The 22090-nt window shown below is 56.4% G+C and carries 16 protein-coding genes; 3 read left to right on the top strand and 13 right to left on the bottom strand.

The window, feature by feature from the left end:
* Positions 1–448: 448 nt before the first annotated feature.
* Positions 449–826 carry a DUF2934 domain-containing protein gene (locus HQL63_01760; GenBank protein ID MBF0175564.1) on the top strand — a complete coding sequence of 126 codons (378 nt, stop codon included), beginning with the start codon at positions 449–451 and terminating at the stop codon, positions 824–826.
* A 320-nt stretch (positions 827–1146) separates the two neighbouring features.
* Here the strand turns inward: HQL63_01760 and HQL63_01755 are convergent, their stop codons facing one another.
* Positions 1147–2934, bottom strand: coding sequence for an ABC transporter ATP-binding protein (locus tag HQL63_01755; protein ID MBF0175563.1), 1788 nt, complete (start codon positions 2932–2934; stop codon positions 1147–1149).
* Between the two features lie 81 nt (positions 2935–3015).
* Here HQL63_01755 and HQL63_01750 point away from each other — a divergent pair, with 81 nt between their 5' ends.
* Positions 3016–3609, top strand: a complete 594-nt coding sequence (locus HQL63_01750) for a sel1 repeat family protein (GenBank protein ID MBF0175562.1) — start codon at positions 3016–3018, stop codon at positions 3607–3609.
* Here the strand turns inward: HQL63_01750 and ubiB are convergent.
* The 3 genes from ubiB to ubiE are packed head-to-tail and all read right to left on the bottom strand — an operon-like array spanning position 3601 to position 6687.
* A complete protein-coding gene (gene ubiB, locus HQL63_01745) occupies positions 3601–5244 on the bottom strand; it encodes a 2-polyprenylphenol 6-hydroxylase (GenBank protein ID MBF0175561.1) in 1644 nt (547 codons plus the stop codon). The two genes, HQL63_01750 and ubiB, sit on opposite strands and share 9 nt — an antisense overlap.
* 10 nt (positions 5245–5254) lie before the next feature.
* A complete protein-coding gene (locus tag HQL63_01740; protein MBF0175560.1) occupies positions 5255–5932 on the bottom strand; it encodes an SCP2 sterol-binding domain-containing protein in 678 nt (225 codons plus the stop codon).
* A gap of 2 nt (positions 5933–5934) precedes the next feature.
* Positions 5935–6687, bottom strand: a complete 753-nt coding sequence (gene ubiE, locus HQL63_01735; GenBank protein MBF0175559.1) for a bifunctional demethylmenaquinone methyltransferase/2-methoxy-6-polyprenyl-1,4-benzoquinol methylase UbiE — start codon at positions 6685–6687, stop codon at positions 5935–5937.
* 485 nt (positions 6688–7172) lie between these two features.
* Here ubiE and HQL63_01730 point away from each other — a divergent pair, with 485 nt between their 5' ends.
* Positions 7173–9470 (top strand): SPOR domain-containing protein, encoded by a 2298-nt coding sequence (locus HQL63_01730; protein MBF0175558.1) that lies wholly within the window; start codon positions 7173–7175, stop codon positions 9468–9470.
* Positions 9471–9568: 98 nt separating this feature from the next.
* Here the strand turns inward: HQL63_01730 and HQL63_01725 are convergent, their stop codons facing one another.
* The 9 genes from HQL63_01725 to HQL63_01685 form a co-directional block, all read right to left on the bottom strand.
* Positions 9569–11542, bottom strand: a complete 1974-nt coding sequence (locus HQL63_01725) for a cytochrome b/b6 domain-containing protein (protein ID MBF0175557.1) — start codon at positions 11540–11542, stop codon at positions 9569–9571.
* Between the two features lie 347 nt (positions 11543–11889).
* Positions 11890–13371, bottom strand: coding sequence for a hydroxylamine oxidoreductase (locus HQL63_01720; protein MBF0175556.1), 1482 nt, complete (start codon positions 13369–13371; stop codon positions 11890–11892).
* A gap of 437 nt (positions 13372–13808) precedes the next feature.
* Positions 13809–14243 carry a ferric iron uptake transcriptional regulator gene (fur, locus tag HQL63_01715; GenBank protein ID MBF0175555.1) on the bottom strand — a complete coding sequence of 145 codons (435 nt, stop codon included), beginning with the start codon at positions 14241–14243 and terminating at the stop codon, positions 13809–13811.
* A gap of 5 nt (positions 14244–14248) precedes the next feature.
* Positions 14249–16228 (bottom strand): hypothetical protein, encoded by a 1980-nt coding sequence (locus HQL63_01710; protein MBF0175554.1) that lies wholly within the window; start codon positions 16226–16228, stop codon positions 14249–14251.
* Between the two features lie 425 nt (positions 16229–16653).
* On the bottom strand, positions 16654–16977 hold the full coding sequence (locus tag HQL63_01705; GenBank protein MBF0175553.1) for a DNA-binding transcriptional regulator: 324 nt from the start codon (positions 16975–16977) through the stop codon (positions 16654–16656).
* A 270-nt stretch (positions 16978–17247) separates the two neighbouring features.
* Positions 17248–17997 carry a ribonuclease III gene (gene rnc / locus HQL63_01700; GenBank protein MBF0175552.1) on the bottom strand — a complete coding sequence of 250 codons (750 nt, stop codon included), beginning with the start codon at positions 17995–17997 and terminating at the stop codon, positions 17248–17250.
* A 4-nt stretch (positions 17998–18001) separates the two neighbouring features.
* Entirely contained in the window at positions 18002–18871 is an 870-nt protein-coding gene (gene lepB / locus HQL63_01695; GenBank protein MBF0175551.1) for a signal peptidase I, read from the bottom strand.
* A gap of 78 nt (positions 18872–18949) precedes the next feature.
* Positions 18950–20773, bottom strand: coding sequence for an elongation factor 4 (gene lepA / locus HQL63_01690; protein ID MBF0175550.1), 1824 nt, complete (start codon positions 20771–20773; stop codon positions 18950–18952).
* A 53-nt stretch (positions 20774–20826) separates the two neighbouring features.
* Entirely contained in the window at positions 20827–21291 is a 465-nt protein-coding gene (locus tag HQL63_01685; GenBank protein ID MBF0175549.1) for a hypothetical protein, read from the bottom strand.
* Positions 21292–22090: the final 799 nt, after the last annotated feature.

Genomic DNA, 22090 nt, shown 5'->3' with positions numbered 1-22090 from the left:
GGACGCCACAGCCGTCACGTAGATGCTTCAGGAGTGAAACTGCTTTCCCTGTTTCCAATCGACTATGTTCAAGCACGGTGCCCTTTCGTTCGGAAAAATATTTGCGGCATGTTTTGCAAAACAGTCCTCGAATCTGTCGCTTATGGCCGCTATAGCCATGCCACTTAAGGTTCCCCTTTCCTCGGATCCCCGCATCAGGACAATTTGGGTTCTGGCAACAAAAAGCCCCCAAGGGCAGCATGTTTTTCTCCTTCCATGGCAAGGTCACCGTGTCAGAGAAAATTTACGCCACATCAGGCAATTAGGTCAATGTCGGGCACCACCCGTTTTTTCAAACGCCCGGAATGGCGCCACAAATCAGAGGACTACTCACAAAAAACCTGCTAGAATAGCCGGGGAAGTGCAGGTAGTCGGCACTGATTTCGGTTCATTCATAGGGGGATAGTTGATGGACACACTCAGTCGCGAAGAGCGGATTCGGCAAAAAGCCCATCTCCTGTGGGAACAATCGGGTCACCCGGAAGGCAAGAGCGAGGAGCATTGGGCTCAGGCAACGCGCCTGGTCGACCAGGAGATGGAACAAGAGTCGCGACCCCAGTCCGTCGCAGCCGCCTCTGCCCCCTCTGCCCAGGCCGTCCCAATCGCCGAAACGAATACGAAGACCAAAGCCAAAACAAAAAAATCGGCATCCGTCACAGATGACGCAGTCGGAAGCGCTTCCAAGCGCCAGGCCAAACCTAAAAAATCAGCGGCCAAAACCACTGCGGAAGAGACAACAGAAGGAACGAAAACTAAAAAAACCAAAAAAAACAAACGCGACGCATAACGATTCACCACCCACCCAGCAACGAATCGGGGTCCAGGGGGCTGGCTCCCTGGCAGGGCCTCATTCCAATTCCAGATCAAGCGTCTGCTTCGTTGACTGCCGCGTTCGCTCCTCGCTGTACCAAACGCGTACTGTCTCGTCGCTCACTTGTTGTCGCCTCGCATCCATCTTGATCTGGAATTGGAATAAGACGGTGTCCTGGTGGGGTTCGGGGCGAAGCCCTGACAAAGGCTTTCATATCCAAGCTTTTCTTGCAAGGATGGTGAATGGTTACGATATGAGTCACTATTACGGATATGAAACCTTTTGTCAGAGGCAGGCTACCGGCTCTGTATCTTCCGATATAGACGGGCGTATTCGCCCTGGTCAGCCAGCAGCGTGTCATGCTTGCCTGTCGCCGCCACCCGCCCCTCCTTAAGCACGATGATGTGGTCGGCCTCCTGGATGGTCGCCAAACGGTGGGCGATCACCACGACAGTGTAGTTGCGGGTCAGTCGGCGCACGGCATCCCAGACAGCAGCCTCGGAGGCGCTGTCCAAGGCACTGGTGGCCTCGTCCATGACCAACAGGCGGGGTTTACGCAAGATGGCGCGGGCAATGGCCAGGCGCTGTCTCTGGCCGCCTGACAGCATCAGCCCACGGTCCCCCACCACGGTGTCATACCCCTTGGGAAAATCAACGATAAACTCGTGAGCATTGGCCTGCCTGGCTGCCTCTTCCATGTCAGCCTCGGAACAGGCATGTCCAAACAAAATGTTCTCCCGGATTGTGCCGTGAAACAAAAATGTATCTTGGCTGACCAAACCAACATGGTTCAACCACGCATGCGGAGCAATGCGAGACAGAGGAACCTCATCGACAAAAATAGTTCCCGCCGTGGGAACCATCAATCCCAGCAGAAGATTGGCAACCGTGCTTTTGCCGCATCCGGATTCACCCACCAGGGCGGTCATTTGCAGGGGCTCGATCACAAAATCCAGCGCCTCGACCGCCATGGCCTCCCGGGAGCGGTACCGATAGGAGACCGCATGAAAGCGAATCACCCCATCGCCTCGGGGCAGCGCCTCCTCTCCGCAAATCATGCGGCGGTTCTCTTCGTGCAGGGCCCGATAAACACTTTCGGCAAATGGCAATCTGCCGTGTATGGTCAGCCAATCAGCAGCAATCATCTGCAAAGCCGGAAACACCCGCACCATGGCCAGAAAAAAGATGCCAAAGATGGGCAAAAATTCAGTCAACTCACGCGGAAACCAGACATGCAAAATCAAAAACACGCCGCACCCCGCCGCCAGGACACCGAATTTGGCGGCAAAAGCTCCCATCTCCTGATAAAACATGCTGGTGCTGTGCGCATGTTCAAAAATCCGCAAATGTTCCACCAAACGCCCAACCCAGTGCGACTCCCCCTGATAAATCTTGACCTGCTGAAAACCGGTCAAAGCCTCGTTGACCACAACAGTGGCGTTTTCATCGGCCCTGACCATCTCCCGTGCGAGTCGAAGCGTCACTTTTTGTGAAATGGCGTGAACACTCCATTGAAACAGCATACCGATAACCGTCATGCCGATGGTCACGGGAACGGAAATGGTCAACAATACAAAAAAAATAGCCGCCAGTTTTAACAAGTTGCCAAAAAACACCGGCGCACGAAAAAATATGGTTGACATCTGGGACGGCGCAGCCAGGATGTTGTGGACGATAACGCCCTGTTTTTGCTCGATCATATACTCGAAATCGGACTTGATGAATTTATCAAATACCATTCCGCCGTAATATGAACGTATCCTTTGCGCCACGGAAAAGGAATAATATTCGCGCAGATAGTTAAACAATCCGGTCAAACCCATCATCAAAAAGAAAAAGAATATCGTAAACCCCATGGGGTCGCCTGGATGGATGTTGACGATCCAGTCCGACAGGTATTTCAAGAGACGACCGCCACTCCCAAAGGCGTCGGTACCCAACAGCATCGACATCAACGGAAAAGCAACCGCCAAAGAAACGGATTCCGATATTGTAAAAATGATGACAATAGCCAACAAGGTAAAAAATTGCCGGTGGAAAGGCCGAAAGAAAAAAACCAGCATGGCGTATAATTTTATATTCATTCAAGATCTTTCATATCGTTGCCGGGTGGTGCATCGTCACGATTTGGCCCAAAATCCAACCACAAGGAGGAAACACCCGTGATGCACAAGCAAAAATTCTTCCAACCCATGGTTTGGGTGGTATGGATCATCCTTGCCACCACGGGCCTGGGTTCCAACGCTTCGGCAGACCCTCTTTCCGCTACGCTGCAACAGGCCCGAAACGGCCATGCCCGCGCCCAAAGCAAACTTGGCAACATGTATCTCGCCGGCGAGGGGGTCCAGAAAGATTATGTTGCCGCCATGTATTGGTTCCGTCAGGCAGCCGAACAGGGCGATGCGGAGGCGCAAAACGGCATCGGAACCCTCTACGACAACGGCAAGGGTGTGCCAAGAGACTTCTTGGAGGCTGCCCGATGGTTTCGCCTGGCCGCCCGGCAAGGCCACGTTCTGGCGCGGAGAAACCTTGGCTGGATGTACGAAAAAGGTCAAGGTTTGCCAAAAGATTATGTCAAGTCATACATGTGGCAAGCCCTGGCTGAAATGGCCCACCATAAAAAAGCACCCGCATCGGCTGAAAACCATGCAGGCATGCCGTGCCGATACTGCGCCTCGGTGGCCCGTCACATGACCCGGGAGCACATGGAGCAGGCACAACAAATGGCCAGGGCGTGGCAGCCTTCGACCTCACAGTAGACGCCGCGACCGATGCGGAGTACGCAAAAAATTGTAGAGGGCCATGAGGACCAGGGGCAGAGTCAACCACAAGGATTTGCCGGCGGACTCAAGTATGGCTGCCGTGATCAGGCAGGCTCCCCCGGTCAGGGCGTAGGTCTGGGTACGCAGGCCGGTTTTGAGGCGATCCTCAAGAGGGGCCAGACTCTCCGGATGCAGGCGCGGACGGAATTGATCGCGGGCCATGCGCTCAATGGCCGTATGGACCACCTTGGGCAACAGACCCACCGTGGTCGCCATCTCGCCGGCATCCTTGTGCAGGGAACGCAACTTTCCCTTGGGGCCCAGATTTTCCTTCATCCAGGCGCGGATCAGAGGTTCGGCGAGCAGCCAGACATTGAGGTTGGGGTTGATCTCCCGCCCCACACCCTCCAGAGTCAGCATGGTCTTTTGCAGCAACAAAAGCTGCGGTTGCACCTCCATGGCAAACCGTTCCGTGGTCTTGAACAGTTGCGACAAAAGGCGCGCCAGCGAAATCTCCTTGAGAGGTTGGCCAAAAATCGGCTCCCCGATTTGGCGACAGGCCTCCTCGAAATCGGCCAGGTTGGTGTTGAAGGGAATGTAACCGGCATCCAGATGCACCCGGGCAACCTTTTTGTAGTCGCGCTCCAAAAAGCCGTGCAACATATCGGCAAGCCAGATCCGGGTTTGCAGGTCCACCCGACCAATGATCCCAAAATCGATGGCGACCAGGGTGCCATCGTCACGCACCAGCAAGTTGCCAGGGTGCTGGTCGGCATGAAAATAGCCGTCACGAAAAACCTGCTTGAAAAAGACGGAAACAATGCTGTTGGAAATGTGAATCACATCCAGTGGATCACCGGGAAAACGGGAAAGCTCGTCGATGGGGATGCCCTTGATCCACTCCAGCGTCAAAATATCCTGCGAGGTGAGGGGCCAATAGACCTCGGGAATGTGCAGTTCCGGATCTTTGAGAAAATTGATGCGAAACTCCTGAGCGCGGGAAGCTTCCAAATGAAAATTCATCTCGTTGCGAATCGTTGCGGCAAATTCGTTCACCACCCGATGGACATGGAAACGCCGCCAATCCGGAATGTGCTCTTCAATCAGATCCGCCAGATAATACAGGGTCTGGATATCCGCTTTGACCACGGCGTTGATGCCAGGCCGCTTGACCTTGACCGCCACCTCGCGGCCCTGACGAGTAAAGGCGTGGTGTACCTGGGCAATGGACCCCGAGGCCACCGGCTTTTCGTCAAAACGTGAAAAAAATTGCTCCAGTGGACCATCCAGGCACCCCTCCACGATGGCACGTACCTGGGCAAACGGGAAAGGGGGAACATCGTCCTGGAGTTTTTTCATCTCCAGGCCCATGTCGTCAGGAATGGCATCCACCCGGGTCGAGATGGCCTGACCAAACTTGATGAAAGTCGGTCCAAGCCTCTCCATGGCGAGTCGAATACGCGCACCGCTGGAGTTGTTCCTCCGAAAACGATAGGTGGCCGGATTGATGCCAGCCAACCAGGTCAAAACACGATAGGGGAAAAAACGCTCCGCGATCGGCTCGATATCATGGATGGCAAGAATCCGAATGATGGCTGCCAGACGTAACCAGGTGCGGGGAGTATCGAACATGAGGTGGGTATCAACTCCCGGTGGAAGGCGAAGAGCCAGTATGCAAGGCAACCCGATGGCTCAAACGTATCAGGCGCTTGTCCAGACGCTCCACCTGCTTTTCCAGGGTGGTGACATCATCCCGAACCGTGGCCATCTCCCGCTGCCGCAGCACTTGCTCTTCTTCCAGCCACTGTTCCACGATGGCGCCTGCGCCATCGCGGGCACGATTGCCGCTTGCATGGGCCTGACGCGCCAGGCGGCTCAGGACACCCGCTACGGGTGTCGTCACAAATGCGGCCAGCTCCTTTTCCCAGTCGATCTCGACATTGTTGAGAATATTTTTGAAATGGAGACCGGTATCGGTCTCGCCCGACATGTTCAGTTCACGGGAAAAAAACAGGGAGTCTGGATCGGCGACGTTGAACAGCAAAGAGAGAAAGGCCTTGCTGCTCCCGCTCATGGTGACGTGGGGATCCTGGTCAGCGTAGGTATGGATGCGCACCCGCCCATCCTCCGCCACCTCCATGAAATATTCCTGTTGCAAATCTTCGACTTCAAACCGAAAAATCTTCCCCTCCAACTGCCGCAACCGCTCCTGGAGATCGGGGTAGCGTAAAAAAAACAGGTTGATGGTGATGCCCAGGCCAATGGCCGTGGCCGAGCTGGGAAGCCATTGCAAGGGATTTGGGAGCAGAGAAAGAAGCATGTTCACACCTTGAAGCCAAAATGGATCGCGGCGATGCCAGCCGCGAGGTTAAGATAGTCCACTCGAAACAGCCCCTGCCGCTCCAGCATGGATTTCAAGGTCTGCTGGTCGGGAAAACGGCGGATGGATTCGGCAAGGTATTGGTAAGCTTCCCGATTGTTGGCCACACGCGCACCCAGTTCCGGCAGCACCTTGAACGAATAGGCATCGTAGAGAGGTTGCAAAAGGGGTATGGCCAACCGGGAAAACTCCAGACACAGCAGCTGTCCCCCGGGCCGCAGAACCCGTACCATCTCGGCCAACGCCACCTCGATCCGGGTCACGTTGCGAATGCCAAAACCGATGGTCACGGCATGGAATGTATTGTCCGGAAACGGCAACCGCTCGGCATCGCCCTGGACCCAGTCGATACCGTCCACCAATCCGGCATCGGTCAATCTCTGCCGTCCCGTGGCCAGCATGGCTGCGTTGATGTCGCACAGAGTCACCCGACCGCGATGTTGCATCTTTTCGATCATCAACCGCGCCAAATCGCCGGTGCCACCTGCCAGATCCAGGGCATGATGGCCGGGGGAGAGGCGCAGGCGACGGATGGCATGCCGCTTCCACAGGCGATGGATACCCAGAGACATCAGATCGTTCATCAAATCGTATCTGTCCGCAACCGCATCGAATACCTCCCCGACGTGGCGAACCTTGTCGGCAACGGGAATTTCCTGATACCCAAAATGGGTGGTGGATGGTTCATCGGTCATGGGCGAGACTCCCCCACTCTTGCAAGCGTTTTTTAGGTGGGTGCTGAACAGATACCATCCGTGGATAGTAAGGCACATACCCCAAAATGAAAAGTGATCTGGGGGAGAAAGTCCGCCACTCCGCCGGAGGAAGGAGCCGCGAAGCCATGCCAACGAATTGTTCTATCACGTTTGGTCCATCTATTGCTGTCCAGAAACAACGCCAGGAAACGACCTGGGAGGCATGTTTTGGTTCCGGGTTTTTAACCCTGCAATCAGATGTTTCCTTTGGCCCATAGTAACTATTCACCACCATTTCAAGAAAAGCCAGGACGTGAAAGCCTTTGTCAGGGCTTCGCCCCGAACCCCACCAGGACTCCGTCCTGGACCTGCCAGGGAGCCAGCACCCTGGACCCCGGTTCGTGGCCGGGTGGTGAATAGTTACGGCCCATACAGAGTCCCAACCGGGAATGGTCAATCCTCTGACGGCAAGGTGGTGGACAATCATGAAGTGGTGCGCTGCAAAACCGGCCCGTGTGCAGAAACTGAACAGGGGATCGGGTCTTTTCTGGCCCGGCGTTATTCTGGCGGGTACCCTGCTGTCCGGCTGTAGTCACGCTGCCGAGGTCCGCTATGTCCAGAACCCCTTCCCACAGCCAATCCGTCCTGCGGAGGCCACGATTATCGGAGGCATCCCTGCCGCACCGATCGACCCGACTCCGATCGTTGAACACAGCGACACCCGTGCCGGGAGAGATGAGACAAACGATAGAGGAAACGGCGAACTCTATACCATTTCAGTCCGTAACATGCCCTTGCGTGACTTTGTGACCGGTTTGGCCCGCGATGCCGGCATGAACGTGGATATCGACCCCGGCATCCGCGCCCGCATCTCTCTGAACGTCGTCGACCAGACCCTGCCCCAAATTCTGGACAGGGTCACCAGAGAGGCCCGTGCCCGCTACGACATTCGGAACAACGTCATCGTCATCGCCCCGGATCAACTGTTCACGCGCAACTACCAGGTCGATTATGTCAACCTGGAGCGGGGCACAGAGAACGCCACCAGTCCGGGCGCCGAGGCCGGTCGGCCAGAAGCCAGGAGGGGTGGCCACTCCCAGCACACGTTCTGGGAGGGCTTGACCCGCACCATTCAGTCGCTTCTCGTTCAGGGGGACCATGCGGCCCAGGGCGGGGGGGATGAACACGGCACCCCCCAAAAACCCGGTATCGTTTCCATCAACCGGGAGGCTGGAGTCTTGACGATTCATGCCACGGCAGCCCAGCACAGACAGATCAAGGAGCTCATCAATCAGGTTCTTGAGAGCGCCAACAGACAGGTGCTCATCGAGTCGACCGTGGTTGAAGTGGAGTTGAACAGCCGTTATCAGGACGGCGTGAACTGGGCCAATCTGCCCCATGCATCAACCGATGTCCTGATTGGTTCGGGGCGTCCGATAGCCGGTCCGGTTGGTCCTGGAAACTCCGCCGACATGCCTTTCTTCCCGCTGCCCATGCCGGGCCATGGGGCCGGATCCAGCAACCCGGTCGCCACCATGGTTAGATCTTTGCACCAGTTCGGCCAGGTCAAAGTGCTCTCCAGCCCCAAAATCATGGCTTTGAATAATCAAGCCGCCATCCTCAAGGTGGTGGACAACAAAATCTATTTCACCCTGAGCGCCCAGGGCTCCCCTGCGACCCACAACTCCGTCTCCCTGATCGGCAGCTCCAACCGAAGCGCCGGCATGTACAGCACCGAAATTCACACCGTTCCGGTAGGCCTGGTCATGCATGTGACCCCCCAGATCGATGCCAACGGCATGGTCGGCATGATCGTGCGTCCGACCCTCACCACTGTCAGCCGTTGGGTGAAGGATCCCAACCCGGGTCTGGTGGAAGGAAACACCCTGACCGGTGTGGAGTCTCCCAACCTCATCCCGGAAATTCGTGTACGCGAAATGGAGTCCATCCTGCGGGTCCGCAGCGGACAAGTCGCCGTCATGGGCGGACTGATGCAGGATAAAACGGACAAGTCCGCCTCGGCTGCATCCGGTTCCCAGGGTTTTTCCGTACTCGGCAACATGTTCAAACACAACGATACCCAACCCACCAAAACCGAATTGGTCATTTTTTTGCGGCCCGTGGTCGTCCCCGGGTCACGGGGCAGGACACCCGGTACGGCCCTGGTTGGAGGCCCCATCGTGCTCGAAACGCCCGTCGTGCAAAGAATCACCCCGGCCATGCCCGCCCCACCCGCAGCAGGTACCGAGACCGCCCCGGAAGTGGGCGGCATCACCCCCGCCCAACGTCCACAAATACTTCGGCAGCCTGTATCACCCCTGTTGCCCTCTCCCCGCAACTCCGGCAGCTCCTACCTGGATTTTGGCCGGCCTGGTGGGGGCAGGGGGCTCTATGGCTCTCCCGGCAGTGGGGATCTTCTGCCGGTCGTGCCCGAACATCAACCCTCTTTTTCCGCTCCCGCCCGCCTGTCCCCGGCTGCCACGCCGGAACCACCTCCTGGTCAGCACGGAGCTGCCCCCATGCCCGTTGCCAGCGGCAGCCACGCCGTCCGGGGGAATTTTTATCTGGAATTGGGCGCCTTCACCGATAAGGCCAATGCCAACGAACTGCACCAGAAAGTCGGCAAAAGCGGCCTGACGGTCTTCCTGGAGAGCGCCGAGGTCAACGGAAAGAGTTTCCAACGGGTTCGTTCCGGTCCCTACCCCACCCTGGCTGATGCCGAACAGGCCCAAAGCCGCATCGCCAGCGAAACCGGCATTCAGGCCAAGGTGGCGTCGTACTGATTCAGCATCCGGTCATGCGGAGTTTTGGTGGGGTTCGGGGCGAAGCCCTGACAAAAGCTTTCATGTCCAGGCTTTTCCTGAAAGGGTCACGCGCCCGTTTACAGCTTTCCCTCCCATGCATGCAAGCCAAAACCACTCAGGGTGATCAGCAACAAGGTCAAGCCGATGGCAATCAAAGTGAACCCCAGAATCCGCGACCAGAATGTCAACCTGGACGAAGGGGGCTCGGCAAGGATATTTACCAACTGCCCGCTCTCCTTGAGCCGGGCGTACTCCACCTGACGCTCGTGCTTGAACTCCTCAAGCGGCATCCGGCCAACAAACATCATGATGTCCAGAGGAAATTTACTGGGCCGGAAGTGGCAGTTGAAAAAGTGTACGGAGAAGATGAAGACCACCGCCAAAAAAGCCTCTTCGCCGTGGATGATGGTGGCAACGTTGAATATCCACCCCGGGAAATACTCCCCGGCTATCTTGGGAAACCACAGGATCAAACCCGAGGAGCCAATGATGAACATGCCCCAGAAAGGGGCCCAATAATCAAACTTTTCCCAATAGGTCCAATGGTCGAAGACAGGCCTCGGCCCCTTGCCAAAAAACCACCGCATCATGGCAATGAAATCCTTGAGGTCTCCCCAGTGCGGGAGAAGCGAGGTGGGACCGAACCAGCGGAACGTTTTGCGATTGCGCCAAAAAATCCGGTAGAGCACCGCGCCCAGGTGAGCGAAAAAAACCACCGTAAAGACCACAGCCGCCACTCGATGCACCAACGCCATCATGGCGGCCCCACCCAAAAACCGCGCAACCGTAGGAGCCCAAAAGGCGTCGGAATAGAGCACCGTCATGCCAGTAAAGGCCAACGTCATGATGGACAAAGCAAAACTCAGGTGCGCCAAACGCCACAGAAAAGGAAAACGCTGTATGTGGGGCACCCTCTCCCGGGCACATGTCTCCGCTGGCACCACCTCTCGCCTGGAACGTCTCTCCCTGAACTCCCGGTAGAACCACAGCGCCGAATGGGACCAGAAGAACAGAAAGACGCCAACCACAAGACCGATCATCAACTTCGATGCCCACCATAGTTCCGGATACCGCTTGATATCATGCGCGTTGCCATGCGGCAAAAATTTTAAAAAGCCGGGAGATACCTTTTCGTGGCACTTTTGGCACGTCTTTTCCCGGTTCCTCCCAAAGACCGATGAATCGGGATGGTCCACCCGGCGGTTGGCATGGGCGGTGTGGCAGTCGAAACATTTGGCCGTGTGGGCATACCCCAGCACATTGACCTGACCATGATAGGTCGATGTGTAGGTCTTGTAGGAATCCTGGTGGCAGTTGCCGCAGCTCTTGGTGATCACCAGCTTGGCCGGATCAGCATGCGGCGAAGAGATTTTGTGTGCCGTGTGGCAATCCGCACAAACCGCCGCTTTGGTGTTGTTGTACCGCAACACCAGGGAGCCATGTTCCGAATCTTCGTAAAGGCGCAACTGAGCGGGATGACACCGGCCACAAATTTCGGGGGTGGCAAGTCGGAAAGCCTCTCGTTCCGGGGTGTTTTTATGGGCTATGGTATGACCCTGGTGACAATCCGAGCAACCGGCGTTGGATCGGCCAGATCCATCCTTGCGGGTCTTGCCATGCACCGACTCCATGTAGAAGGCAATATTTTGCACCACTTTGTCGAGTATCGTTCCGGCATGGCTTTGGTGCGAGCGCCACTCCTGCGAGCGCCACTCCTGATTGTGCAAATTGCTGTGGCAGGTGATGCAATCCACCTCAGGCCGGTCATTCTTGCTGTGCGGAATGACCGTGATGCCACGATGGCAATCGACGCAGAGCCTTTGCCCATGGACGCTGTTTTGCAGTTTTTCCCGGTCAACGTAGAGCAAACGCTTCGCCGAACGTACCCCCTCTGCCAGGGGGACACCAAACCCCTTCTCCCCGTGGCAACCGTAACAGCGCACGTTGGAGGTGCTGCGGTTCACGGAGAAAGGCTGCATCTCCTCCAGCTGGGCGATGGAAGGTTGCATCTCCTCCGGCTGGGCGCTGGCCGGCGCTTGCACCGCAAGCAAAACCACCCATCCCAGGATGACTCCAAGGAGCCTCATGACGAGCGGGCCAACCGACATGATTTGAAATGTTCACTTTTCATCACTATTCCACACCATTTCAAAAAAAGCTTGGGTATGAAAGCTTTTGTCAGGGCTTCGCCCCGAACCCCACCAGGGCGCTGCCCTGGACTAAGCCAGGGAGCCAGCCCCCTGGACCCCGATTCGTTGGCGGGTGGTGAACAGTTACGGGTATGAAAGCTTTTGTCATGGCCTCTTCCCGAACCCCACTCGGAGGAAGGGCACAAACCTTCCTCCTGGACCGCCAACCCAGTCTTCAATCGTTTTTGAATACGAAGCGCATGACACGGTCAGGGGGCAGCCTTCTCCTGTTTTGGCCCGGAACTCTTCAGAAACCAGGCATGCTCAGGACGGCTCAAAATTTCTTGTAGAACCTTGGCGACCGCATCGGCATGACTGTTTTTCCCCGCTGCCCGGGCCTGGACCATCAAGGCTTCGGCCTGTGGAATCAGTTGGGTATAGAAAAGCTGGGAAATTTCATAAAATCCCCGCCACTGTACAAAATCCGGGGCCTGCATCGACGCCCCCTGACGGACCCGGCGTCCTGCGTGGTGCCAGATTTCAAACCAGGTCCATTCGATGCTCTCGTCAAAGTCCGCCGGGGTGCGAAGGCCTTCGCGCAACAGGCTTTCCATCAACTCCTGCCCCGGTTTGCCGAATTTGTCGTTATAGAGAATGACGACGTTGTCAAACTGCTGATAAAAATTGCCTATGATGCTCTCAAGGTGACAAGCGGAGCAGACCGCCTGCATCCGCTTGCGGTTCTCTTTCCACAGCGTGGCAGACTCCGCCGAATCTTTCCCCACCTTGAAGGAGACTGGGGCCCTGAGATCCCAGCTGATGCGTTGACTGACATCGTGGGACAACGGCGCATCGACCGTGGCCGACATGTGGCAGGTCGCACAGGTGGGGCTGACATCATAATCTTCACCCGGAATCCACTTGGAAGAGTGGACGTTCATGCGATCCTGGTTGGCGTAAAAATTAATGCCATGTTTGGACTCGCCGTAAATTTCCTTTTGCGCATGGACCGGACCCACATGGCACTTGCCACAAGTATCCGGATGCCGGGCCTGAACCAAAGAAAACTCATGCCGCTGATGGCAGGCCGAACACGCCCCTTTGGAACCATCCGGATTGATGCGGCCTACGCCGCTGTTGGGCCAGGACGTGGCATCCAGCTTGCCGCTGGGTTTTACCTTGACCTTGGATCCGTGACATTGCACACATCCGTGTTGCCCCGCCGCACGCATCGATTCTTCAGGCATCCCCTGCACCACCGTGGCCATGGTATGGGACATGCTTCCCTCGATCTCCCCGGCCCGGGCGTGGACACTCTGGCCAAACTCCCTGGTTGCACCTTCATGGCACCGGCCACAATCCTTGGGCGTGACCATGACGGAAATGAGAAACTTTTTGTGCATGAACGCATCCGGATCCCCGGGTTCCGCACGGTGGCACTCATAACAACCCACATTGGCGCCATAATGTCTTGACCGGCCCCACTGCTGGTACAAACCACGGTTATCCTCGGTGTGGCAAGAGACACACGTCGCACTCTCCTTGCTCAAGGCGTCGAAGGTTCGCCGCACCGCTCTATCGGTTGCATCCCCTTTCGCCTCGGCCTTGGCTGCATGCACGGCCTCATTTTTGGTTCCTGTGTCGGATCCTTTGGTTTCGGCGGCAGCTGCAACCGACCGCACCTGGGCAAGAGCCAGCGCCAGCACCAACACGAGCAGCAGGATCACCGGACCACGAACACCCTGGCGCATGCCACATACCCCCCAGCCTCCAGCACGTCCCTGCTTTATCATCGCCACCACCCCATCAACCAGACCTATATTCAGACCCATATTGGAAACCGGCAACCATCCAGCACACCCCGATTACAGGCTGACCTATTGCCGAAATCAAGTCAACCTCTGTCACAATCAAAGGGGGGCGGTAACCATTCACCACCCTTTCAAGAAAAGCTCGGATATGAAAGCCTTTGTCAGGGCTTCGCCCCGAACCCCACCAGGACTCCGTCCTGGACCTGCCAGGGAGCCAGCCCCCTGGCCCCCGCTTCGTGGTCGGGTGCTGAATAGTTACGGGGGGCGTACAAAAACAAAACGGCGCGCTGCCCCGGACCCCGCAAGGGCGATGCCCTTGATTCGCCAGGGAGCCAGCCCCCTGGATCCCGATGCCAAAAAATGATCGTGGTTTCTACTTAAGGGGAAGATTTTTTACGTGGGCAGTTTTCTCGCAGACAATCCACATAGATATGGAGGGCATGATCCTCCACTTCAAAGCCGTATTGCCGGGCGATCACATGTTGACGTTTTTCAATCTCTTCATCGACAAACTCCTGCACATGGCCGCATTGCAGGCAAACAAGATGGTCATGGTGATCCCCATGATTGACCTCATAGATGGCTCTGCCGCCTTCAAAGTGGTGCCGTGTCAACAATCCGGCCTGGACGAATTGGGTCAAAACCCGATAAACCGTGGCCAGACTTACCTCATCATCGTCGGCGATCAATTTGCGAAAAATATCTTCGGCTGTTAGATGCTGCCCTGTTTCGGCCATGAAGAGGGTCAAAATCTTCATGCGCGGCAGGGTCGCCTTCAAACCGGCTTTTTTCAGATCGAAATGTTTGGACATGGCCCTTATCGCCGAACACCCCAATGATCGCCCATGGTCACACCGCTCAAATCAGGCATGGCCACAAGATCGACAAAATCGATCACCACCTCCCCTATTTTGTTGAGCAGAAGGTTGCGAATCGGGTCTGGATCATCCTGGTTGCTGTTTTCGTCCGGATTCTTCACCTCGTCGCCCTCCCTCAGGAGCATGAACCTGGCCCTGGTTGAACTGATCTCTTCGGTCACCAGAATGTCGTAGAACACCTTGCGTATCGGGTCAATACCATTTTTCCCCAGATCGGCAGGCACGATCATGATCCCCTGATTCACCAGCCAATCCATGGGCACGCCGCTTTTGACCTTCCTGACCCGGTCCAGGCACCCGGCCTTCTCCAACTGCTGGTCCGAGACACCCAGTTTGAGCAAATCCGCCGCAGTCAAACGGTTTTCACTGCCGGGCAGTTTGATGGTCCATGGCTTCAAAATCAGGATTCCCTGACTCGCCAATTTTTTTTCATTGAGGGGGATACCGCGCTTGACCAACCGCTCCGGGCGCATGCCCCCGTCCTTGCGTATCAACTCAAGATCAAACAGGTGCGCCTTTGCCTTCGCCAGAAGGCCGGAACGTTCCAACTCATCCCAGGTCAACCACTCCCGCCAGACATCCAGTTCGATCATCTCCATCTCCGGCACGACCTGATCCTTGATCGGATTCAGGCCGGCGGCCCGGATGGCCTCGGGAGAGCAATCGAACTCCAGGCGCTTATCATTCTTGATCTGTTCGAGAACCTTCAACGTCAATCCACCCCGACGACGGATGCGCTCTTCATCCATGCCAACGTTACGCAACACGGGCATGAAGCCAAGCTGCTCCATCTCCTGGTAGGTGAGCAACCCCAACTGGGAAACCTTCCTGGGTTTTTGGGGCGTAAAGACACGCCGCTCTTTTTCCCGAGGCAGGGCAAAACGCCGACCCCGGGGGAGCAGATTGGGGTTTTGCCGCATATAGATCCGATGCCAGGCGGCGTAATGCTCAGGGTGAAAATGCCCCAACATGGCATCGCTGTTCATGATGACCAAAACCTTGAAGGAGTCCAACTCACGTTTGTAGGCCCGTCTCTCCTCAAGGGCAGAGACCATGTCCACCAAGGAAGAGGCCTGGATGCAATCCAGGTCGTCCCGATCCAATTCCGCCACCACCTTGGGAATATCCAACTGCAAGGTGCGTTTGAGGTAATCGGCGAACAGGGTCAAACCGCCATACCCCTTGCCGGCGACTTCGGCATGCCACTCGTGATGCAAGAGAGCCGTCAGCATGGAGAGATCGGGTTTCTCTCCAACCCGGTACAGCAGACGACACCCAAAAAGCGGATGCAGTTGCATCTCCTTCCATTGGTTTCCGTCCAGTCGGCCCGGCCAATCGAGCGTCTCCAGCTTGACCCTGGTTTTGCCCACATCATGATTGAAAACGGCGATGGCCCCGCGAACAATCTTGCCGTCCGGCCAACCCAGTTCACGACCGATGGCCATCAAATGGAAACTGGCCATGATGCTGTGCCGGGCCGTACCGCTATGGTGTTGCGTCAAGGCCATCAGCTTTTCGGTCGGGTCGGATTTGAACAGACTGTCGATGTCATTGAGATTGGACTGGATGAGTCGTTCCAGATCACGAATCTGCTGCTGATTTTGAAAGGAGAGTGCAATATCCTCAACCCCCCCCAGGGCCCCGCTGACAACATTTTCGATGACGGTGAACATTTTTTTCATCTGTTCAACCGACGTCACAACGGCCTTTTCCTGAACAGGCTCGGCAAAAAGCGTCTCAACCCCGTGCTGGACAAGACGCGCAACGAGTTTGGTGGTGATCGGTGTGTACCTGGGAACGAGGATCGCATCGGAGCCGGGAACTTTGATTTCCTGCTGCAAACGCATCCCCATCAAGAGCGCGGGATCCGACAGCCGGTACTGGCCCGGTTGCAACGCATGGGTCGTCTCTTCAGCCATAGATCGAAAATTCCCGATTTGCCAGTTATCCCGCCCAGGGTTGGCATGACGGCCAACACGCAACAACGTCCCCCGACCCTTGACACCCCCTCTCGGCATCGTGAGGTCCATTATGGACAAAAATCCACGCTTTTGGAACGATTCCGATCAGGGACGATTCCGTTTGGAAGGTTTCCGATGATCCGCCCATCAATCCCGGCGCGGGACATGGCACGAAAAAGCGGAGTATCCTTTCCGCCCCGCATGGCTTGTTGTCCTCTGCCCATGTACGACACGCTGCCCCATCAGGACGCAGATCGATCCAGACATCAGGTTGAATCGTCAGACCGGAACAGACTCCGTGATGTCTTGCAGCTTGCGGTTGATAGAACGACCGTGGCGCCCACCGCCAAAAAGAGTGGCGTGGTTGGAGAAGCCGGGTTTTGCTAAGTGATGGAAGCAAGTCCCTTGCGCTCCACAATGGAAAGGAGCTCCAGGCAGGTACCTGTCGGTTTTTTTTCTCCGCGTTCCCACTTGCTGACGTAATCTTTAGTCACGTTCAGATAGTGGGCAAAAACGGCCTGACTGACTCCTTCACGTACACGTAAGGCACGCACATCATCGCCAGTAAAATCACGAATGGGTGTCAGGCAAGAGCGATCAAAACAACGCATCGTTTGCATGTCAATGACTCCGGCATCACACATTCCGGTCGCCGTTTCATGGATGGCCGCAAAGGCGTCACTTTTATATGTCTTGGTTTTCGTCATCGGGCAAACGATTTATTTTTGTAACTATTCAGCACCCTTTCAAAAAAAGCCTGGATATGAAAGCCTTTGTAAGCCTTTGTCAGGGCTTCGCCCCGAACCCCACCAGGACTCTGTCCTGGACCTGCCAGGGAGCCAGCCCCCTGGACCCCGATTCGTTGGCGGGTGGTGAATAGTTACCTTATTTTTAAAAATACGCATATCGGATTGAGCCCGGACCGCACGACACAGCTTTCCACCCCGTTTCCAGAATAGAACTCTTGGATCTACACTTCAAGTCGGGAACGACTCGCCACTTGGCGTCAACGCCTCACCATGGCTGGTATCCGGCCAAAGTTCAAGCATCCTGCGCGCCGCTTCGCGTTCTGCGGTGCGCTTTGTCTGCCCCTGGCCACGTCTGGGGGGCAAACCATCGGCAACACATTCAATCGTAAAAATTCTCTGGTGCGGCGCCCCTTCCGCCTGGATGACACGATAGACAGGCAGAGGGCGCCCCAGGGATTGCAATTTTTCTTGCAGGAGGGATTTGCAATCCTTTCCAGGGCGCTCTGGTCGAATGGCGGCAATGGCATCGGCAAACATGCGATTGACCACCCTTTGAGCGGCGGCGTGACCACCATCTAGATAGATGGCGCCCAACAGAGCCTCCATGGCATTGCCCAGAATGGAATTTTTTTCCCGGCCACCGCTCAACTCTTCGCCGTGTCCCATTTGCAAACAATTTCCCAGGCCCATCTCACGGCCAAGGTGACTCAGAGCATCGGTATTGACAAGGGTGGCACGCCAGCGGGAAAGCGCCCCTTCGGCAAGGTCCGGAAACCGGGTAAACAGCAGATCCGATATCAACAGACTTAAAACCGCATCGCCCAAAAACTCCAACCGCTCGTTATGCCACTGGGATCCGACCGGCAGATCTCCCTCTCCCTCCGGGAGCAGGCTGGAACGGTGCCGCAACGCCTGATGCAGAAGCGACTGGTTCAGGAAGCGATAGCCAATACGGTCTTGAAGAACGTCAAGCTGCAAATGTTCACTCCACAGCACTGGCCACCCGATACCAGCGTGGAGAGGAGGCATGGGAATCCCATGACCAAAACAAGGCCACTGCCTTGCCAACCAGCCGGTAACTGGGAACAAAACCCCAGACACGCGAATCATTGCTGTTGTCGCGATTGTCCCCCATGACGAAATAGTGACCAGGCGGCACAACCGTCTCGGTGCGCCGATCCATGAATTCCAACTGCGGCTGCACCAGAATGCTGTAGGCCCCCTTCCCGATGCTCTCCAGACGCCGCTCGGCGTTCACTTCGTAAGTATGCTCATTCTTGTAGGAAAAGGGGCCAGATGTTTCATAAGCCACGGGTTTCCCATTGATGACAAGCCGCTTATGGTCGTAAACGATCCGGTCACCCGGCAGGCCGATGATACGCTTGATATAATCCTTGTTGGGCTCCCGTGGATACTCGAAGACAGCGATATCACCACGTTGTGGTCCATGCCCAAACAAAACCCGGTCCCGGGTAAAGGGAATCCGGTGACCGTAAGCAAGTTTGTTGACAAAAAGGTAATCACCAACCAGCAGGGTGGGGATCATCGATCCAGAGGGAATCTTGAAAGGTTCGATGATAAAGGTGCGGACAAAGAGGGCGATCCCAACCGCCAAAACGATGGCATCGTAGTACTCCCGAAACCAGGAGGGTCTGTCCAGAATCCGCTGCCCGGGCAAAAGCAGGAAAATGCCAAAAGCCACCATGCACAACCCCGCCGTGGCAGCCGGCCCCATGCGCTCCAGGATGGTATCAACACCCAACACCATATAGCTGCCGAACATGAAAACCCCGGCAATGAGAAACATGGCTCCATGTTGGAGATGCCTTTTCGTAAACCCCCTGTCACTCATGATCTACCCAATCCGTTCGTGATGGCATGGAACAGCGCGTCCGACCGCGTGAAGGATTTGCATTTTCCGGACCCAACCTCACTCCACCTGGAGGACTGCCAAAAATGCTTCTTGGGGGATCTCCACTTTGCCGATTTGCTTCATACGTTTCTTGCCGGCCTTTTGCTTTTCCAGAAGTTTTCTTTTGCGGGTAATGTCACCCCCATAACACTTGGCCGTCACGTTCTTGCGCAAGGCCTTGACGGTCTCCCGGGCGATCACCTTGGCGCCGATGGCGGCCTGTATGGAGACCTCGAACATTTGCCGATGAATGACCTCTTTCATCCGCTTGGCCAGCTCCCGCCCCCGGTGGAAGCTGTTGGCCCGATGCACGATGATCGACAGGGCATCCACAGGTTCGCCGTTGATCAAAATGTCCAGCTTGACCAGATCGGAAGGGCGGTATTCACGGAGTTCGTAATCCAGGGAGGCATAACCCCGGGAGATGGACTTCAGCCGATCAAAAAAATCGAGCACCACCTCGTTGAGGGGAAGTTCATACTCCAGCAGGGCGCGCGTCTCGGTGGCATAAGTCAGATTTTTCTGGGTTCCCCGGCGCTCGTTGCACAGCTTCATGATGGCGCCCATGTATTCAGCCGGAGCCATGATGGATGCATGAATGAACGGCTCCTGGATCTCCTGCACCCTGACTGTGGGTGGCAGATCGGAGGGGTTGTGGATTTCGCGCAGCGTGCCGTCGGTCATGAGAATCTGGTAAACCACGGTGGGAGCCGTGGTCACAAGATCCAGGTTGAACTCCCGATCCAGGCGCTCCTGGACAATTTCCATGTGCAACATGCCCAGAAAGCCACACCGATAACCAAAGCCAAGCGCGGGAGAGGTTTCCGGTTCATGGATGAAAGCTGAATCATTCAGGGAGAGCTTTTCCAGGGCGACCTTGAGGTTTTCATAATCGGCGGAATCGACCGGGTAGAGCCCGGCGAAGACCATGGGTTTGACCTCCTTGAACCCTTCCAGGCGCGTGGGAGCTGGCCGACGGGCGTCCGTAATGGTATCTCCCACCTTGGCATCCGCCACGACCTTGATGCTCGCCATGACACAACCCACTTCACCAGGGCCCAGGGTGCGACAATCGGTCATGGCCGGCATGGCCAACGTGAGGCGATCCACCAACACTTCACGGCCATTGCTCATCAGGCGGATTTTTTGTCCCACCTCCAGCGTGCCATCAAAAACCCGCACCAGACACACCACCCCCAGATAGTTGTCGTACCAGGAGTCGATGATGAGCGCCTTGAGCAACCCCAGCCGATCTCCACGCGGCGGGGGAATTTTTGCAACGATGGCCTCCAGAATCTCTGCGATGCCAACGCCGGTCTTGGCCGAGGTCGGAATCGCCTCGCTGGCATCCAGCCCCACCATCTCTTCGATCTGTTTGCGCACCATTTCCGGAGAGGCGGAGGGGAGATCGATCTTGTTCAGGATGGGGATGATTTCCAGGTCGTGGTCCAGGGCGAGGTAGACGTTGGCCAGGGTCTGCGCTTCCACCCCCTGTGCCGCATCCACCACCAACAGCGCCCCCTCACAAGCCGCCAGCGAACGGGATACCTCGTAAGAAAAGTCGACATGCCCGGGGGTATCGATCAGGTTGAGAACGTAGGTGATACCGTCCTTGGCCCGATAGTTCAGCCGCACATAGTGGGCCTTGATCGTGATCCCACGCTCACGCTCCAGGTCCATACTATCCAAGACCTGCTCGACCATTTCCCGTTGCGTCAGGGCACCGGTCGCCTCCAATAGGCGGTCCGCCAGGGTACTCTTGCCGTGGTCGATATGGGCAATGATGGAAAAGTTTCTTATGTGTTCCAAGGGTCTCGAATTCGGGATCCAGCCGGGCGACATCCGACCGACCGATCACCTTTCACCGGCGGGAGAAAAGATGACAAGCGACGGGGTTACTTATAATCCCCCCGGTCCGTTTTCGCCAGTTCTACCGTGGCCAAAACCGCCGTTCGATGCAACAAATCGCGTTCGGCGCCTTTGTTGGGCGCCTCCGTCAGGGATTGCAGGGCCTGATCGCGGCTCTCCCGCAGGCGAAGATGGGCCTGATCCGGCACATTTTTCCCTGTGTCATCCTGTTGCGCATCCCCCTCCTGAAGATTTTGTTCCAAATCCTGCAACGAATCGAGCAACTCACCGGCATGCCGGAGTTGTTGCCGTCGCTGGTGTGGAGAGGGGTCGGTGTCCGTTGCGGTGACCTCATCGGTGGCCGTTACGACATGTGGACCATCCATGGGGGCAAGAGCATCCATCACCCGGGTAAATTTTTCCCCCGGCACCCCTTCGCTGGTCCGGGACTGTTTTTTGACACTCGTATTGGCGAGCGATTTGCCCGAGTGGTCCACACGGCGGATTGTCATGGAGTCATCCTCTCATCGTGTAAGTTGCTTCACTCCACGGGCAAACAAGTATCGTGCCAAGTTCAAACTCCCCGGAGAATTTCACCGCTTTGATGGCCGGCTTGTTCAGGACACCGACTGAAGACCTCGTCGGCCAGCGTTCCCGGACAAGTCGCAAACACCCCGTCAGTATCTCTCATCCAACCAGTCATGACAAGTAGCCAAGCAACCGATGCCAGGGCAATCGCATTTGAAAGGGCGTGCCGCCGATCTCTGTTTTTCAAACCTGCAATGCGTCCGCCTTCTGGCGCAAAAAGACGCACCAGATGGTGGACCAAGGCCCGCCCCTGGGCCTTTTTTGCAAAAAACGCAAAAAAGGCCTGGGAGAAGGGGGGCGTACAAAAGCAAAACGGGGCGCTGCCCCGAACCCCGCAAGGGCGCTGCCCTGGATCCGCCTAGGGAGCCTGACTCCTGAACCCGATGCGTTGCCAGGTGCTGAACAGTGACTAGTGGCTCAACCGTGTTGATTTGATGTGCAGGCAAGCCATGAATCGGGATCCAGGGGGCTGGCTCCCTTCCAGGGGGCTGGCTCCCTGGCGGGTCCAGGGCAGCGCCCTGGCGGGTCCAGGGCAGCGCCCTGGTGGGGTTCGGGGCGAAGCCCTGACAAAGGCTTTCATTTCCAAGCTTTTCTTGAAAGAGTGCGGAATAGGCACGAAAAGTGAGCACTTCAAATCAAGTCGGTTGGTCCACTAGGGGCTCAACCGTGTTGATTTGATGTGCAGGCAAGCCATGAACGGGGTCCAGGGCAGCGCCCTGGCGG

It is taken from the genome of Magnetococcales bacterium, assembly GCA_015231175.1.
GTDB lineage: Bacteria > Pseudomonadota > Magnetococcia > Magnetococcales > DC0425bin3 > HA3dbin3.
This window is presented reverse-complemented; position numbering and strand designations above follow the sequence as displayed.